Genomic DNA, 14,966 nt, shown 5'->3' on the forward strand with positions numbered 1-14,966 from the left:
TCGTTCCAGCGGCGGCCGGTCTTCGCTCCACCCGCGACGTGACCCAGATGCCCGGCCGCCGGATCGGCTTCGTCTCCACCCGTTTCCATGGGACCGACGGCGTCAGCCTCGAAGCCGCCAAGTGGGCGCAGATCTTCTGGACGAACCAGGACACCTCCTTCTGGTTCAGCGGGAAAAGCGACCGCGACCCGGCGATCAGCAGCGTCGTGCCGGAGGCCTACTTCGGCCACCCGGAGATCATGGCGATCAACGAGGAGGTCTTCGGCCGCGTCACCCGCAGCCCCAAGATCACCCGCCGCATCGCCGAGTTGGCAGATCACCTGAAAACGGGCATTGCGGACTTCGTCCGGCAGTACGAGATCGACGTGCTCGTCGCCCAGAACTGCCTGTGCATCCCGATGAACATCCCGTTGGGCGTGGCCCTGACGCAGTACATCGCGGAGACGAACTTTCCCACGATCGCCCACCACCACGACTTTTACTGGGAGCGGGACCGCTTCATGGTGAACGCGGTCGGCGACTATCTGGAGCAGGCCTTCCCCCCGAACCTGCCGAGCATTCAGCACGTCACGATTAATTCACCGGCCCAGCAGGACCTGGCCTGGCGGACGGGGTGCAGCTCGATCCTCGTGCCGAACGTCCTGAACTTCGAGGAGCCGCCGGAGACCTGCGACCTATATAGCTCCGATTTCCGCAGCGAAATCGGCGTGTCGCCGGACGACATCCTCATCCTCCAGCCGACCCGCGTGGTCCCGCGGAAGGGGATCGAACACGCCATTTCCCTGGTCGCCCAGCTCCGCGATCCGCGGTGCAAACTCGTCATCACCCATGAGAGCGGCGACGAGGGGAACGAATATCAGCACGCCCTCGCCGAAATGGCGGAGCACCAGGGCGTGGACCTGCGCTTCGTCGCGGCCCGCGTCGGCGAGACCCGGCACAGCGACTCGGAAGGCCGCAAGATTTATTCCCTCTGGGACACCTACCCGCACGCGGACTTTATTACCTACCCGTCCCTGTACGAGGGCTTCGGCAACGCGCTGCTGGAGGCGTTTTACTTCCGCAAGCCGGTGCTGGTGAACCGCTACAGCATCTTCCGGCAGGATATCGAAACGAAAGGTTTCGAGGTCGTCACGATGGACGGCTACCTCACCAAGGGCGTGATCGATCAGGTCCGCCGGGTGATCGACGACGCGGAGTACCGGGACGGGATGGTCGCGCATAACTATCGACTCGCCCAGCGGTTCTTCGGCTACACCGTGCTGCGGCGCAAGCTCCAGAGCCTAGTGTCGAACCTGACCGGCGAAGACGAACTCTGATTCGGCGGCGCCCCCTCGTGAGCCCGAAGCGCAATAGGAAATTGCATCAAGCGGCAACCGCGCCCCGTCGGCGGAGGGCGTCGAGGATCAGGTGCGTGATCACGAACGGCCGGACCCGCGGCATCGTCCGCACCCACGGCGGCAAGCCGATCAGGCCCGTGCCGGCGGACTTGAGCGTCCCGAAGAACCGCTCGACCGCGATCCGGCCGGTCATCAACGCGGCCGCGAACGGCCCCCGCGGCTCCGCCAGCAGCGCCGCGCTTTCGTAGCGGCCCCGGCGGTGTTTGCGGCGGCCGAAGCCGCCTTTGCGTTTGGGGGCGATCAGCCGCAGATCGCCCCGGACCTCGCACTCGCCGTGCAGGGCGTTGACGTCGAAGTTCCCGTCGCCGACCAGGTAGCCGGTCGCCTTCGCCGAACGGATCATCCGCCGGGCCATGACCCGCTCGTCGCGGTTCATCGGCGTCAGCCGCCAGTCGGCGACCGACCCGTCGCCTCGCAAAAACAGGTGCAGCCGGTAGCCGTTGGCCTTCGTCCCGCCGGCGTGTCCGAAGGCGGCGTGCCGGTCGGTCGAGGTCGGGCCGATCGGCAGGGGCGTGCTGTCGATCCAGTGGGCCAGGCCGCCGTCGCCCCGCCCGGCCGGCGGGCGGACGACCGCCTGGTCCAGGGCGGCCAGCAACTCCCGGACGGACCGCGACCGCATCCGGCGGCTCATCGCCGCGGGGCTGGGCAGCGGGCGTCCCCGCAGCCAGACCGGCCAGTTGCGGGCGTCGCAGGCGTGGCGGACCGGCAGCTTCCGGACGACGGCGAAGAAGTAGACCTCGAGGATCCGGCGGTCGCTGAACCGCTGCCCGCGGCCGGGCCGGCCGTTGTGCAGGCGGGCCAGTTCGGCGACGATCGCGGTCCAGAGTTGGTGCCTCACGGCGGTCTCCCGCTGGGGGATCGGGGCGGATGGTGGAACACCCGCTACCGTGAGGCCCAACTCGTTTTTGCGCAAGACGTTGCGCCGCTAGTTGCAATTTCCTAGCAAGCGAGGGGCGCGACGCCCCACCCTCGCTTGCGCTTCGGGCTCACCGACCAAGGCCAGACCATGCCCCTGCCCGACGCCGTCCGCGACTCGCTCACCGCCCAATTCGCCACGCTTTACGGCGACCGGGCGTCGGAGGCGCTGGCGGGCGTCGAAGCGATTGCCGAGCGCTACGACCTGCCGGCGAAGCAGGGCGAACTGTGGGACGAAGCCGACGCCGTCCTCATCACCTACGGCGACATGGTCCGCCCCGACTCCGGGGAAGCCGGCGGCGACGGCCACGCCCTGCCGGCTCAGACGAAATGGCTGCTGGACCACGAATTAAACGGCCCGCTGAGCGGGGTGCATCTGCTGCCGCACTTCCCCTATAGCAGCGACGACGGCTTCAGCGTGATCGACTATCGGGCCGTCGACCCGGACGTCGGCGATTGGGACGACGTGGAGGCCTTGGGCGAGCGGTTCGACCTGGCCTTCGATTACGTGCTCAACCACTGCTCCGCGGAGAACGCCTGGTTCAAGGCGTTTCTCAAGCAGGAGAAGCCGTACAAAGATTGGTTCATCGTCGAGGATCCCGAAGACCCGCGGCTCCAGCAGGTCACCCGGCCGCGGACGCACCCGCTGCTCACGCCGTTTCAGACGGCGGACGGCACGAAGCACGTCTGGACGACTTTCAGCGCCGACCAGGTCGACCTGAACTTTGCCGAGCCGGGGGTGATGATCGAGATGCTGGACGTTCTGATCGGCTACGCCGCCCGGGGCGCCCGCATTCTGCGGATGGACGCGATCGCCTATCTCTGGAAGCGGTTGGGCACGAACTGCATCCATCTGCCGGAGACGCACACGGCCCTCAAGGTGATGCGGGAGGTGTTGGACGCCGTCGCCCCCGGCACGCTGATTCTCTCGGAGACGAACGTCCCCCACGCGGAAAATATTTCGTACTTCGGCGGCGGCGACGAGGCGCACCTCGTTTATAACTTCAGCCTCCCGCCGCTGTTGCTCGACGCCCTGACCACCGGCGATGGGCAGTACCTCAACGACTGGCTGCGGGGGCTGTCCGAGCCGGGCACGGGGATGACGTATTTTAACTTCACGGCTAGTCACGACGGCGTCGGCGTGCGGCCGTTGGAGGGGCTCGCCCCGCCGGAGCGGCTGGAGGGGCTCGTCGCCGCCGTCGAGGCCCGCGGCGGCCAGGTCAGCCGCCGCACCAACCCGGACGGCAGCAAAACGCCGTATGAATTGAACTGCACCTATTTCAGCGCCCTGGGGGATCCCTCCGCCGGGAACGACGCCGGGGCCCGCGACGCCCACGTCCGCCGGTTTCTCTCGTCGCAGGCGGTCATGCTGGCGCTGAAGGGCATCCCCGGCATTTATTTTCACAGCCTCGTCGGCACGCCGAATTGGGGCGAGGGCGTGGCGCAGACCGGCCGGGCCCGGACCGTCAATCGCCGCAAGTTCTCGCGGTCCGAGCTGGACGAACACCTCCAAACGCCCGCCGCCGCGGCGGTGTTCGAGGGGTATATCACGCTCCTCAATCTCCGCCGGGCCGAACCGGCGTTTCATCCTGAGGCCGGGCAAACCGTGCTGGACCTCGGCCCGGACCTCGTCGCCCTGGTGCGGATCGACCGGGACGAAACCGAACGCATCGCCTGCCTCACGAACCTCACCGGCAGCCCGGTCACGGCCGATCTCTCGGACGTCTCCGGCTGGCGGGGCGGCGTGGACCTGATCGGGGGCGCGGACCACGCCCAGCAGGTCGAACTCGGCCCGTGGCAGACGGCGTGGGTGAAGGAAACGGCCTGAGCCCGCGTTATTCGCCGATGCTCATGCCGCGGAACTCCACCGGGTAGCCCTCCGCCTGAAAGCCGATGCGGCCGCGGGTCAGCGCCGTCGGCTGGCTGGTCGAAACCTGTTCGCCGTTGAGCGTGACCGTCAACGCCCCGCCTTCGCTGACGACCGTCACGGCGTTCCAGTCGCCCTGGGGTTTGCGGGCGGCGTCGCGGGCGGGCTCGTCCAGCGTGCTTTCGACCGTCACGTCCTTGGCGTTGGATTTAATGGAGGCCGTCTCGCCCCACTTGCCCTGCACTTCGAGGCACCGCGGCCAGACTTTGTCCGTCTCGTCGATGAACAGCAGGCAGCCGGTGTTCTCGCCGGGGACTTCTTCCGTGCCGAGCGGGTCCGCTTTGGGGAAGCGATATTCGTAGGTGACGGTGAAGTCCGGACCGTACTGTTCCGTGGACGCGAAGTAGCCGCGGCCGTCGAGGATCACGCCGTCGGCGGTCGGGTTGAAGCTGATCGCGCCGTCGGTAGGAAACAGAGCGAAGTTCTCCAGCGCCGTGGGCAGCGGGACGAAGTTCGGCATGCCGACCGGCAACTCGGTGGCGACGCTGCCCTCGTTGGAGGGCGTCGCCGTGTCCGTGGCGTCCTGTTCCGGTTCGCTGCCGCAGCCGTTGAGCGCCACGATCAGCCCCGCCGTCGCCAAGGCGGCGGCGCTGTAGGCGAAGCGGCGGCGGATGCGGGCGAGGCGGTCCTCGGCGATGCCGTCCCCCGCGTGAGCGTGCGGGTCGTGCGTGTCGTCGGAGGCGTCTGGGGCGTCGGGGGCGTGCATCGGCGGGCGTGATTGCGACTCGGGGCGAACGCCGCCACGATACCGGCTCGCCTCGCACCCCGCACCGCGGGCTTCCCCGACGAAATGGCTTTCCGCATGTCGCTGTTCTCCGGCTCCAAAGACTATCAATTCTACGCCGCCGGCCGCTGGCAGGACGGCGACACGAAGATCGAAGTGCTCAACCCGGCGGACGAATCCGTCCTCGCCACCACCCCGGACGCCACCGCCGCCCAATGCACCGAGGCGCTGGAGTTCGCCAAGCAGGCCCAGAAGGCCTGGGGTAAGCTGACGGGCGTCGAACGCGGCAACTGCCTGCGGAAGTGGGCCGATCTGGTCGACGAGCGGAAGGAGAAGTTCGCCCAACTGCTCTCCCAAGAGGTCGGCAAGCCGATCCGCGAGGCCCGCGGCGAGATCGACTTCGGCAACAGCTGGCTGCGGTACTTCGCCGGCTTCGACCGTCACATTGAGGGCGAGATCCTCTCCGCCGACCAGCCGAACGAACAGCTCTGGCTCGTCCCGCAGCCGGCCGGCGTGGCGGTCGCGGTGATCGCCTGGAACTTCCCCTACGCCGTCGCCTGCCGGAAGCTCGCCCCGGCGCTGATCGCCGGTTGCGCGATCGTGCTCAAGCCGCACGAGGACACCCCGCTGACGGCCTTGGAACTGGCCAAACTGGCGGAGGAGGCGGGCATTCCGCCGGGCATCGTGAACGTGGTCACCGGCCGCGGGGCCACCGCCGGCGCCGCCCTGACCAGCAGCCCGCTGGCGGACGTGATCTCCTTCACCGGCAGCGTGAAAACCGGCAAGCTGATCGCCAAGGCCGCCGCGGAGAACGTGACCTTCGCCTCGCTGGAACTGGGCGGCAAGGCCCCGTTCCTGGTGCTGAACGACGCGGACGTGGACGAGGCGGTCGAGATCGCCGTCTTCAGCCGGTTCCTGAACTGCGGCCAGATCTGCACCGCCAACGAGCGCACCTACGTGCAGCGGGGCGTGTACGAGCAGTTCCTCGAAAAATACGTCGCCAAGGTGGAGGGGCTGTCCGTCGGCAACCCGCTGGACGAAGACATGTACCTCGGCCCGAAGGTCAATAAAACGGAGCTGGAAAAAGTCGACCGCATGGTGCAGGCCGCGGTCGCCGGCGGCGCCACCGCCCTGACCGGCGGCGGCCTGTTCGAGCGCGAGGGCAAGTACGAGAAGGGCTACTGGTACAAGCCGACCGTCATCACCGGCGTGGATAACTCCAACCCGCTGATGCAGGACGAAATCTTCGGCCCAGTCTCGCCCGTCGCCCCCTTTGACGACTTCGACGAAGGCATCGCGTTGGCGAACGACACCCGGTTCGGCCTCGCCGGCTACCTGGTGACGAACGACATGAACAAGATCATGCGGGCGATCCGCGATCTGGAATTGGGCGAGCTGTATATCAACCGCGGCTGCGTGGAGAGCATCCACGGCTACCACACCGGCTGGAAGCAGAGCGGCGTCGGCGGCGACGACGGCAAAAAGGGCCTGGAGCACTACCTGCGGTACAAGAGCGTGTACCTCAAGTACCAGGGTTAATTCGAAGCGTTCTTCAGCGCCGTAACGCCGAGGCCCCGCGGGGCCTCGGCGTTATTTTTGTGCAGACAATTGATAGGCCCGCAGGACGTTCTCGTCTCGGGCGTAGAGCACGCCGTCGCTGTAGGCCGGCAGGGCCCTGACGGTGGAGTCGAACAGTCGGGCGCGGCCAAGCTCGCGATAACGGTCCGGGTCCGCGGCGACGAGGACGAGTTCGCCGTCGGTTTTGAGCACGAGCAGCGAGCCGCCCCCGTCGCCGGCCGGCAGACCGATCAGCGTGGCGTGACCGAAGCCGCGTTCGGTCCAGCGGCGTTCGTTCCGGCCCGGGGCGAGGCAGACGAGGTCGCTTTCGCCCACGTCCTGCCGGCCGTCGACGCCGTACAGGTTCGAGGCGACGGCGACCGGCGTCGCGTAGTGGGCGGCGAGGACGTCCGATCCCTCGTAATTGACCGTCGCCTTCTCGGCGATCCGGTTTAATAGCGTCGCCCCCACGCCGTAATTCGCCGTGAGGAACACGCGATCCGACCGCGGCGTCGCGAGGCTGAGCCCCGGCAGGATCACCGGGTTCGCCCCCACCGCCGTCGGGCCGCGGGCGCCGAAGGGAACGTTCCACTTCACGCGGCCGGTTTTCACTTCGATCCCATAGGTGGTGAGCCGGGTCGGCACGACCGCTTCCGGCTCCTTTCGCAGCGGCATTAACACCGGCGAAGTGTACGCCGCTTGCGCGTCGGTCGCCGTCCAGCGGGTTTTTCCGGTCTTCAAATCGAAGCCGACGACGCCCGCGCCGTCCCGGTCGCCGCCGACGACGCACAGCACGATCCCGCCGCCGTTCCCGTCCGACACGACCAGCGGCGTGCTGCCGAAGCCGAAGTAGCCGGGGTCGGCGCCGTAGTCCTCGGCGGCGTCACGCCGCCAGAGTTCGGACCCGTCCTTCACGTTCACGCACCGCAGCACGCCGGCAGCGCCGAACGCGACCACCCGGCCGCCCAGCAGGGGGGTGACCACCGGCACGCAGCGGGGGCCGGCGTCCGGGATGAACCCGCCGCCGTAGGTCGCGGGGGCGTCACTGGTCCAGCGGGTCGCGCCGGTGGCGGCGTCGAGGGCCTCCAGGCGTTCCACGTCCTCGCCGTCGTCGGCGGTGGTGCGGTGGAACAGGATGACCGTTCCGTCCGCGACCGCCGGCCCGGCGAAGCCCTGACCGACCGGCTTCGTCCAGCGCGGGTCGAGGTCCGCCGGCAGCGCCGTCAGCGCGGCTTCGTCGACCGCCACGCCGTCGCGGTTCGGGCCGAGAATCTGCGGCCAATCCCCGGCCGCGGCGGGGGAGCAGGCGACGAGCAGGAGTGCGACGGCGGTTCTCATCCCGCCATCGTAACGCCGCTCAGGTCACCGGGACGACGCGGTGGAACCGCAGGGCGACCTCGCCGTCCAGCACGCGGCGGACGCCCTCGACCAGCACCGCGGGTTCGTGTTCCGTTTCGCCCCGCCGTTTGATCTCCTTCAACGACGTGCCCGGGGGGACGGTGAAGGTCGCCTGGTGCACGATCTGCTCGCCAGCGTCCAGTTCCGGGACGATGAAGTGCACCGTGGAGCCGTACGTCAGCATGTGGCGGGCGTGGGCGTCTTCGTACGGACGGAATCCGGGGAAGGGCGGCAGTAAACCGTGGTGCAGGTTGAGGATGCGGCCGCCGGCGTACTTCCAGCAGACCCCCGCCGGCAGCACACGCATGTAGCGGGCCAACAGGACGTAGTCGACGGCATGTTCGTCCAGCAGATCGACCAGACGGTCGTTGTCCGGGGCGCCGCGGTCGTCGCCGATGTCGAAGAACGGCACGCCGAACTCCTCCGCCACGCCGCGGCAGGCGGGGCGGTTGCCGAGCACGCAGGAGACCTCCGCCTTCAACCGGCCGTCGCGGACGGCCCGCAGCACGGCGGTCGCCGGCTCGGGGCGGTAGGTCGTGCAGATGGCCAGCCGCGGCGGGGCCTGCTCCCCCGGGACCCACGTCCTCACGCTGAGGCCCCGTTCCGCCCCGATGCGGTCCAGGTCCGCCCGCAGCACGGCGGAGTCCGCGTCGTTCTCCCACTCGGCCCGCACCAGCATCGCGAACAGGTGTTCCTGATCGCGGTCGTACATCTGGATTTCGTGCAGATTGGCGCCGGCACTCGTGAGGTGATGGATAATCGGGTCGGCGAGGCCGCGGTTATCCGGGCCGACGGCGGTGACGACGGCGTGCATTCCTGAGTCCCGAATTCCGAATCGTCCTGGGCGCCCCCGCGAAGCGCCCAGCGTACCATCGTCGGCTTGCGGTTTCGCCGCGGCCCGATCAGAACCCCCCGATGGACGAGCTAACCCGCGCCCGCCTCTGGGCTCCCTGGCGACTGGACTACATCAAGGACCCGAACCGGGCGAAGGCCCCGCGGGCGGCCGACGGAGGGGGGACCGGCTGCTTCCTGTGCGATCTCGCCGCGGACCCGGCCGGCGATGCGGAGCGGCTGGTCGTCGCCCGTCGGGGGCCGGCGGTCGCGGTGCTCAACCGCTTCCCCTACAACAACGGGCACCTGCTGGTCGCCCCGCTGGAGCACCGCGGCGATCTCACGGAACTCTCGCCAGAGCAGTCCGCCGCCTGCCAGTCGCTGCTGAGCGACCTGTGCGTGGCGCTGCGGGAGACGTTGAACGCCCAGGGGTTCAACGTGGGGCTGAACCTCGGGGCCGTTGCCGGGGCGGGGCTGCCGGGGCATCTGCACTGGCACCTCGTGCCGCGGTGGCCGGGCGACGGGAACTTCATGACAGTCACCGCGAACGCCAGCGTCATTCCCCAGTCGCTGGGAATATTGCACGAGTTGCTGGTCGATCACGCTCGGCTGCGCGGAGACGCCGACGGCGGGGGATAAGCCGGGCCGCAGGGGAATGCGGGCCGACGGAGGCTCCGGCGGGCGCCGCGGCCGGCGCCGTGCCGTTGCCGCTTTACCGGCCCCCCGGGAGCTTTAGAATCGGGAGCCCACCGCGGCGTCCCGACGCATCCCGCCCCGCCGCCGCCCCGTCGCTCGTTCGCCCCCGGCGGTCCGCCGGCCATTGTCCCATGTTGCTCACCGCGCTGCGGCTCCTGTACATCCTGGCCGCCAGCGGGGCGACGGCGGTGTTCGTCAATTCGTTGTCGACCGCCCGACCGGACCTGGTCAACGCCCACCCGTTTCTCACCTGGCTGTTCGTGACGGCCCTGATGAGTTCGCTGGTCCTGGTGGACCTGATCGTCCGCCGCAAGCGGATTGAAGATATCTCCGCGGTCTATTTCGGCGTGTTGGTCGGCTCCCTGCTGAGCTATCTGCTGTTGCAAGCCCTCTCGCCCTTCGTCGCCGGCACGAGCTGGGCGGGGCTGGTCGAGATCGTCGTGCCGCTGGCGCTGGTTTACTTCAGCGTCTCGTTTCTGCTGCAGACGAAGGGCGAGTTTCGATTTATTATTCCGTACGTGGAGTTCAGTCGAGAATTGAAAGGCGGCCGGCCGCTCGTGCTGGACGACAGCGCCCTGATCGACGGCCGCATCGTGGGGCTGGCGGAGGTCGGTCTGGCGGACACGCTGCTGGTCGTGCCCGACTTCGTGATCAACCTCGTGCAGTCCGTCGCCGACAGCCCCGAGAAAACCCGCCGGGCCCGCGGCCGCCGGGGGTTGGACATGCTGCAGAAACTCCGCGACCTCCCCGGGAACCACGTTCGTGTGGAGGCGACCGGCGAAGAATTGACTGGCCAAGCCGCCGAACATCGCCTGCTGACCCTCGCCGACGAACTGGGCGCCCGGGTGGTGACGAACGACCAAAACCTCGCCCGGGCGGCGTCGGCCCGGGGCGTCGGCAGCATCAATTTGAACGTCGTCGCCAACGCCCTCAAGCCCCGGCACCTGCCCGGCGACCGGTTCAACATCAAGATCCAAAAACGCGGCGAGGCCCCGGGGCAGGGCGTCGGCTACCTGGACGACGGCACGATGGTCGTCTGCGAGGAAGCTGCCCCCAAACAGGGCTTCGAAGTGCAGGTCGAAGTCACCAGCGTGCTGCAAAACAACAGCGGCCGGATGATCTTTTCGAAGCTGGCGGTGTAGGGATCGCGTCGCTCGAAATCTCAAGACCAAGAAATTAAGAACCAAAACGGCCTCGGAGTCCGCGGCCTTGGTTCTTGAGTTCTTGGTCTTGAAGCTTCCCCTTCTACATCCGTTCGAGCACGCGGATGCCTAAGAGGCCGAGTCCCGCGGCGACGACGCGGGCGGTCGTGTCCGCGAGAATTAAGCGGCTGGTTTTCAGTTCTTCCGACTCCGCCTTGAGCACCGGGCACGCCTCGAAGAACGCGCTGAACGCTTTGGCGGTCTCGAAGAGGTAGTCCGTCAGTACGTTGGGCCGATGGTCGCGGGACGCCTCCCGGACCGCCTCGGCGAAGCGGTTGAGTTGCAGGGCCATCGCCCGCTCCGCGGGGTCGGTGAGCAGAATCTCACCGTTGCCGGACGTCCACTCGGCCCGCAGGGCGTTGCGGTCGACGCTGCCCCGGCGGAAAATGCCGCAGACGCGCGCGTGGGCGTACTGCATGTAGGTCGCCGTGTTGCCGGTCGTGGACAGCATTTTATCCCAGCTGAACACGTAGTCGCTTTCGCGGTTGTGGGCGAGGTCGGCGTATTTAATGCCGCCCATGCCGACGGCCTCCGCGACGGCCCGGCGTTCGGCGGCGTCCAGTTCCGGGCCGTCCGGCTTGGCGTCGTCGTTCTCCGAGACGATCGCCAGCGCCCGCTCGACGGCTTCGTCCAGCAGCGATTCCAAGCCGATCGTGTCCCCGCTGCGGGTTTTGAAGGGCTTGCGATCCTCCCCCATCACAGTGCCGAAGGAGACGTGCCGGAAGTCCGTATCGGTGAACCCCCACCGGCGGGCGGTGGCGGCGACGTTGGCGAAGTGATCCCCCTGCCGACTGTCCACGACGTAGAGCATCACGTCCGCCCCCAACTCATCGACGTGGTGCTTCACCGTGGCGAGGTCGGTCGTGCCGTACAAGAAGGCTCCGTCGCCTTTGCGGATTACGAACGGCCCCGGGACCGGCTTGCCGGCAGGGTCGACGTTATTCCGCACCACGACGGCGCCGTCGGATTCCTCCGCGATCCCCCGCGTCAGGAGTTCGTCCACCACGTCGGCGAGCATCGGCTGATAAAAGCTCTCGCCGTAAACGGCGTCGTGCTGCACGCCCAGCCGGTCGTAAATCACCTGGAGCGCCGCGAGGCAGGGGGGCAAAAACTCCTCCCACAGCCGGCGGTTCTCCGCGTCGCCGGCGTGTAGTTTGGCCGTCTCCTTGCGGGCGGCGGCGGCGATCTCCGGGTGGGCGTCCGCGAGTTTTTTGAGCGTCGGATCGCTGTCGATCGCCGCAATCTTCTTTTCTGCCGCCTCGATCGCTTCGAAGGCAGTCTTCGCCTCCGCCTCCAGCTTGGCCCGCTGCTTCTTCGCCGCTTTGTCAGCCGGCGGGGGGGCGTCCGCGACCGCCTGCCGGGACTTCTCGACCGCGGCCTCCAGCTTGGGCAGCTTCTTCTTCGCCGCGTGATAATCGCTGAGCGTATTGACCGTCCGATACAACCGGGCCAACTCCGTCACCGGGTCGGCCTGATAAGCCGCCTCGTTGCGGAAGTTCTTATAGCCGTACAGGATCATCCCGAATTGGGTGCCCCAGTCGCCGAGGTGATTGTCCCCGATGACGTGGTGCCCCTGGAACTTCAGAATGCGGACGACGGCGTCGCCGATGACGGTCGTCCGCAGGTGGCCGACGTGCATCGGCTTGGCGACGTTCGGGCTGGAGAAGTCGACAGTGATCGTCTGGGGGGCCTCCGCAACCGGCACGCCCAGCCGTTCGTCCGCCGCCAGCTTGGCCGTTTCCGCGGCGAGCACGTCGTCCCGCACCCGCAGGTTGATGAACCCCGGGCCGGCGACCTCCGGCGGGTCGAACAGATCCGTCAGCTCCGCGGCGGCGACGATCTCCGCGGCCAACTCCCGCGGCGGCCGCTGCGCCCGCTTGGCGAGCGGCATCGCGAAGTTCGCCTGAAAATCCCCGAACTGCGGGTCCTTCGCCGGGCGGATCAGGTCGAGAAACTCCGCAGCGGTCGTCCCCTCCGCCAGATACGGGGCGAGGGCGGGGGCGAAGCGGGTCCGGGCAGCGTCGAGAAAGTCCATGCCGGCAATCTAGCAAACGAGTGCCGGTTCGCCCCCGTTCCGCGGCCGGCCGGGGCGGAACCCCGGCCGTGCCGACTATTCCTCTTCGGCGAACGACGGGGCGTCGTCGTCATCGGCGGGTTCCTCCGCCGGCAGCCCGAGCGAGGCCCGCCAATCGACCTGCTCCGCGTCGCCCCAGAGCCCTTCCAGGTCGTACAAATCGCGGGCGTCGTCGGTGAGGACGTGCAGCACCACGTCGCCGTAGTCCCTCAAGATCCACAGGCCGCTCTCGTCCCCCTCGCCGCCGAGTTTCGGGGCGCCGGCCCGCTTCATCACGAGGTCCGCCTCCTCCGCCAGGGCGACCATCTGCCGCTTACTGGAGCCGGTCGTGAGGACGAAATAGTCGAACACCGGCGTGACCTCGGTGAGGTCCAGCACCTTCGTGTCCCGTCCGCGAAACTTCACGCAGAGTTCCGCCAGCGTGAGGGCCGTCGGGCGGCCGCGCTCGCGGCGGGGGCCGGCGTCCGGGGCCGGTTCGCGGGGCTGCGGTTCGGCGGAGGAGACGGACTCCTTGGTCGCAGCCTCTTTGCGGGCCTCGGAATCGGTGTGCGGCGGGAGCGTTTGCGGCATCGGCAGGGCGTGCGGGGTGTCAGTTCAACGGGTGACGATTCATTATCGCCCCCCGGGCGCCCTTCCGCCACCGGCGAAGACACCCGCCGCCCCCTCCAAGTTCGCCCGTCGGGCGGATGGGCGCCCCGCGGACGCCGCATTTAGCCGCGGATGATGTTGTTGCGGCGTTCGTACTCAAACTCGTCGATCGCCGCCTCGCGGGCGGAGGGGTCGGAGTTTTGCCACAGGTCGTACAGCGGGGCGTCCTCCGGCAGTTCGGCGACGCCGGTGGTGAATTGCAGGGCGTCGCGGAGGTAGACGAGGTCCGTCATCCGCTCCGACAGGCCCAGCGTGTCCTCCGTGCCCAGCGGGCTTTCACGGAGAACCTGATCCCACAGTTCGAGGCCTTCCCAGAGCTTCTCCGCGGCGATCTTCTGGGCGCCGGGTTCGTCGCTGACCAGCGCCAGCTTGCCCTCATAGACCAGCCGGCGGGCCTTGACCGTTTCCGGCCGGGCTTCCAGCGTCGCCTTCTGCTTCCAGAAGTCGTAGTTCAGGGAGTTCCGCTTGCGGCCGATCTCCGCCTGAATTTCCTCGGGCGTGATGCGGCGTTCGATGCCGTACTCCGCGAGGCGGGCGTTGACCTCCTCAGCCATCTGGCGGATGTCGTCCTCGTCCGCCTCGACGAACACCGTGGCGCCGATGTAGCTCGGCAACCGCCGCTTGCCGAGGCCCTCGACCCAGTCGCGGCGGGCGTCAGTCCAGGCGGCGGGGGCGTCGGCGAACTCGCCGGCCTCCTCGATCGCCTCGGCGTATTGCCGCTGGGCCTCGGCCGGCTTGGAGACGAACAGCTCCTCGATCATCTGCGATTGCCGGGGGAACTTCGGGTTGTCGTTCGCCTCGACGCTGTACTGATACCAGGCCCGGCTGGCGAGGTGGTGGTGCGGGAAGCTGCGGGTCTCCGCGGGGTCGCGGTTCAGCTCCGGGTCGGTCTGACCGCCGAAAGCGGCGACGTCCGGGTCTTCGTTCCAGTAGCGGCGGTAGTAGTTCTTCTCGTCGGCGTTGCCGATCTTCTGGCCGAGAATCTGTCCGACTTTGAATCGCAGGTCCGGGCTCTGGCTGTTCCGGTCGACGCCGTCCATGACGAACTTCGTGCCCTCCTTCACCCAGTACCAGCGGTCCGGCACGCCGTCCCACTCCGCGGCGACGTTGTAGGCGAGGTTCCAGCCCTGGAAGTCCCAGACCTTTTCGTAATGCGGTTGGAGCAGGGTGATGCTGTCCACGTCGCTGCGGAGGCGGGCCCAGTCCTTCTTCTCCTTAGCGTCCATCGCGTCCTGCCAGAGGACGTTGGTGGCGACGCCCCGCAGGCCGAACAGCACGAGGTTCATCGTGCTGCTGGACGGGTCCACGTTGCCGAGGCTGGCTTCGCCGAGGGTGAAGGCGTCCCGCTTTTGGGACAGCTTGCCGCCGACGTCGTCCCCCTCCGCCCGGTCGGCGCTGGCGACGGACGCCGGGCGCCCGAGCCAGATGATCGGGATGGACAACAGCAGCAGGGCGACCGCGTAGGCGATCTTCCGCTGCCGGGGGGTGAACTCGTTCATCGAGGGGCGAAAGGGAGGAGTCGGGGGTCGTCGGTACTACGACGGGCGGCGGCGATGCGTGGGACGACCGGGCGCAGAACGGCCGGTCGGGCGGGGAG

General features: G+C 68.3%; 12 protein-coding genes. 5 read left to right on the forward strand and 7 right to left on the reverse strand.

Annotation, left to right across the window (positions count from 1 at the left end):
* The first annotated feature begins 47 nt into the window (after window positions 1–47).
* The gene (locus CA12_RS12975) at window positions 48–1,316 is read left to right on the forward strand and encodes a glycosyltransferase family 4 protein (RefSeq protein WP_145361518.1); all 1,269 of its coding nucleotides are present in this window, start codon (window positions 48–50) and stop codon (window positions 1,314–1,316) included.
* 46 nt (window positions 1,317–1,362) lie between these two features.
* Here CA12_RS12975 and CA12_RS12980 read toward each other — a convergent pair whose 3' ends face one another.
* The gene (locus tag CA12_RS12980; protein WP_145358868.1) at window positions 1,363–2,235 is read right to left on the reverse strand and encodes a transposase; all 873 of its coding nucleotides are present in this window, start codon (window positions 2,233–2,235) and stop codon (window positions 1,363–1,365) included.
* Window positions 2,236–2,403: 168 nt separating this feature from the next.
* On the opposite strand from CA12_RS12980, the gene CA12_RS12985 reads away from it, so the two are divergent.
* The gene (locus CA12_RS12985) at window positions 2,404–4,140 is read left to right on the forward strand and encodes an alpha-amylase family glycosyl hydrolase (protein WP_145359334.1); all 1,737 of its coding nucleotides are present in this window, start codon (window positions 2,404–2,406) and stop codon (window positions 4,138–4,140) included.
* A gap of 7 nt (window positions 4,141–4,147) precedes the next feature.
* Here the strand turns inward: CA12_RS12985 and CA12_RS12990 are convergent, their stop codons facing one another.
* Window positions 4,148–4,945, reverse strand: coding sequence for a 3-keto-disaccharide hydrolase (locus CA12_RS12990; protein WP_145359335.1), 798 nt, complete (start codon window positions 4,943–4,945; stop codon window positions 4,148–4,150).
* A 96-nt stretch (window positions 4,946–5,041) separates the two neighbouring features.
* On the opposite strand from CA12_RS12990, the gene CA12_RS12995 reads away from it, so the two are divergent.
* The gene (locus CA12_RS12995) at window positions 5,042–6,502 is read left to right on the forward strand and encodes an aldehyde dehydrogenase family protein (RefSeq protein WP_145359336.1); all 1,461 of its coding nucleotides are present in this window, start codon (window positions 5,042–5,044) and stop codon (window positions 6,500–6,502) included.
* 51 nt (window positions 6,503–6,553) lie between these two features.
* Here the strand turns inward: CA12_RS12995 and CA12_RS13000 are convergent, their stop codons facing one another.
* Together CA12_RS13000 and CA12_RS13005 are read right to left on the reverse strand one after the other, a co-directional pair.
* Window positions 6,554–7,858: an outer membrane protein assembly factor BamB family protein gene (locus CA12_RS13000; RefSeq protein ID WP_145359337.1), complete on the reverse strand. Its 1,305-nt coding sequence runs from the start codon at window positions 7,856–7,858 to the stop codon at window positions 6,554–6,556.
* Between the two features lie 19 nt (window positions 7,859–7,877).
* The gene (locus CA12_RS13005; protein WP_145359338.1) at window positions 7,878–8,732 is read right to left on the reverse strand and encodes a formyltetrahydrofolate deformylase; all 855 of its coding nucleotides are present in this window, start codon (window positions 8,730–8,732) and stop codon (window positions 7,878–7,880) included.
* Window positions 8,733–8,833: 101 nt separating this feature from the next.
* Between CA12_RS13005 and CA12_RS13010 the strand changes: the two genes are divergently transcribed.
* Together CA12_RS13010 and CA12_RS13015 are read left to right on the forward strand one after the other, a co-directional pair.
* On the forward strand, window positions 8,834–9,388 hold the full coding sequence (locus tag CA12_RS13010) for an HIT family protein (RefSeq protein ID WP_145359339.1): 555 nt from the start codon (window positions 8,834–8,836) through the stop codon (window positions 9,386–9,388).
* A gap of 188 nt (window positions 9,389–9,576) precedes the next feature.
* A complete protein-coding gene (locus CA12_RS13015) occupies window positions 9,577–10,587 on the forward strand; it encodes a PIN/TRAM domain-containing protein (RefSeq protein WP_145359340.1) in 1,011 nt (336 codons plus the stop codon).
* Window positions 10,588–10,690: 103 nt separating this feature from the next.
* Here the strand turns inward: CA12_RS13015 and argS are convergent, their stop codons facing one another.
* The 3 genes from argS to CA12_RS13030 all read right to left on the reverse strand — a co-directional run bounded on the left by argS (window position 10,691) and on the right by CA12_RS13030 (window position 14,868).
* A complete protein-coding gene (gene argS / locus CA12_RS13020) occupies window positions 10,691–12,682 on the reverse strand; it encodes an arginine--tRNA ligase (RefSeq protein WP_145359341.1) in 1,992 nt (663 codons plus the stop codon).
* Between the two features lie 75 nt (window positions 12,683–12,757).
* Entirely contained in the window at window positions 12,758–13,291 is a 534-nt protein-coding gene (gene rsfS, locus CA12_RS13025) for a ribosome silencing factor (RefSeq protein WP_145359342.1), read from the reverse strand.
* A 140-nt stretch (window positions 13,292–13,431) separates the two neighbouring features.
* Window positions 13,432–14,868 carry a hypothetical protein gene (locus tag CA12_RS13030; protein WP_145359343.1) on the reverse strand — a complete coding sequence of 479 codons (1,437 nt, stop codon included), beginning with the start codon at window positions 14,866–14,868 and terminating at the stop codon, window positions 13,432–13,434.
* Window positions 14,869–14,966: the final 98 nt, after the last annotated feature.

It is taken from the genome of Alienimonas californiensis, assembly GCF_007743815.1.
GTDB classification, from domain to species: Bacteria; Planctomycetota; Planctomycetia; order Planctomycetales; family Planctomycetaceae; genus Alienimonas; species Alienimonas californiensis.

Coding starts and splice junctions, on each gene's coding strand:
- CA12_RS12975 (WP_145361518.1), top strand. CDS start 48: ATGCCCGGCCGCCGGATCGGCTTCGTCTCCACCCGTTTCCATGGGACC.
- CA12_RS12985 (WP_145359334.1), top strand. CDS start 2,404: ATGCCCCTGCCCGACGCCGTCCGCGACTCGCTCACCGCCCAATTCGCC.
- CA12_RS12990 (WP_145359335.1), bottom strand. CDS start 4,945: ATGCACGCCCCCGACGCCCCAGACGCCTCCGACGACACGCACGACCCG.
- CA12_RS12995 (WP_145359336.1), top strand. CDS start 5,042: ATGTCGCTGTTCTCCGGCTCCAAAGACTATCAATTCTACGCCGCCGGC.
- CA12_RS13000 (WP_145359337.1), bottom strand. CDS start 7,858: ATGAGAACCGCCGTCGCACTCCTGCTCGTCGCCTGCTCCCCCGCCGCG.
- CA12_RS13005 (WP_145359338.1), bottom strand. CDS start 8,732: ATGCACGCCGTCGTCACCGCCGTCGGCCCGGATAACCGCGGCCTCGCC.
- CA12_RS13010 (WP_145359339.1), top strand. CDS start 8,834: ATGGACGAGCTAACCCGCGCCCGCCTCTGGGCTCCCTGGCGACTGGAC.
- CA12_RS13015 (WP_145359340.1), top strand. CDS start 9,577: ATGTTGCTCACCGCGCTGCGGCTCCTGTACATCCTGGCCGCCAGCGGG.
- argS (WP_145359341.1), bottom strand. CDS start 12,682: ATGGACTTTCTCGACGCTGCCCGGACCCGCTTCGCCCCCGCCCTCGCC.
- rsfS (WP_145359342.1), bottom strand. CDS start 13,291: ATGCCGCAAACGCTCCCGCCGCACACCGATTCCGAGGCCCGCAAAGAG.
- CA12_RS13030 (WP_145359343.1), bottom strand. CDS start 14,868: ATGAACGAGTTCACCCCCCGGCAGCGGAAGATCGCCTACGCGGTCGCC.